This is a genomic window from Ruminiclostridium papyrosolvens C7 (assembly GCF_000421965.1).
GTDB classification, from domain to species: Bacteria; Bacillota; Clostridia; order Acetivibrionales; family DSM-1351; genus Ruminiclostridium; species Ruminiclostridium papyrosolvens_A.
Window position 1 is genome coordinate 1 of the sequence record NZ_ATAY01000054.1, and the last position, 1,046, is coordinate 1,046.

Sequence of the window (1,046 nt, forward strand, 5' to 3'; positions counted from 1 at the left end):
TTAACCGGTTTCAGTTACAAAAGAAGTTTTGATTTCGTCCAATTGGAGACTGTAAAATAATTTGTGTAAACTCCTAAACCAAGTTACTCTAGCAGTAGACGATACGAGACGGGAGACGGAGAACACAATGGGCATGTTTACCAAAGAGCAATTGAGACAGTTCATCAGCGAGAACAACATCCAGACTGCCGGTGATGTGCAGAATGCGTTAAAAAATCTGTTCGCCGAGACGCTTCAAGAATTTATGGAAGCGGAGCTAGAGACCCATCTGGGATACGCTAAACACGATACGAAGAACAAGAAGACCAGTAATAGCCGCAACGGTAAACTGCCCGCGAAGACGGTTACCACAGAGCTTGGCGAGGTCCAGGTAAGTACGCCGCGCGACCGCGAAGGCAGCTTCGAGCCGCAAATCGTCAAGAAGCATCAGAATGACGTATCGGGCATAGAAAACCAGATTATATCGATGTACGCAAAAGGAATGTCCACACGGGATATTCAGGCGCATTACAACCAGGTGTATGGCGTTGACTTATCCCCGACGCTCGTCTCCAATATCACTGACCGCATCCTGCCGCTAATTGAGCAATGGCAGAACCGGCCGCTGCAGCAGGTTTATGCCGTTGTATTTATGGATGCCATTCACTACAAGGTTCGGCAAGACAATGCAATTGTAAACAAGGCGGCTTACATGGTCATTGGCATCGATCTGGAAGGACATAAAGACGTTCTGGGCATGTGGATCGGTGAACATGAATCGTCCAAGTTCTGGCTTGGTGTTCTGAATGACCTAAAGAGCCGCGGTGTCAAAGACATCCTGATCAATTGTGTGGACAACCTGAACGGCTTCAGCGAGGCGATCGCAGCCGTCTATCCACAGACAGACGTTCAGAAATGCATTGTGCATCAAATCCGCAACTCTATGAAGCACGTGCCATACAAGGATATGAAGGCCGTTGCGGCTGCGCTTAAGCCGATATACAAGGCTGTCAATGAGCAGGCAGCTGCGGCTGCTATGGATGAATTCGAAGCTGTGTGGGCAAGAA

The 1,046-nt window shown here is 48.7% G+C and carries 1 protein-coding gene; it reads left to right on the top strand.

Features of this window, described 5'->3' with window-relative positions:
- Positions 1–127: 127 nt before the first annotated feature.
- Positions 128–1,046, top strand: a 919-nt coding sequence (locus L323_RS33130) for an IS256 family transposase (RefSeq protein ID WP_020815961.1), incomplete at its 3' end; no start/stop codon positions are given.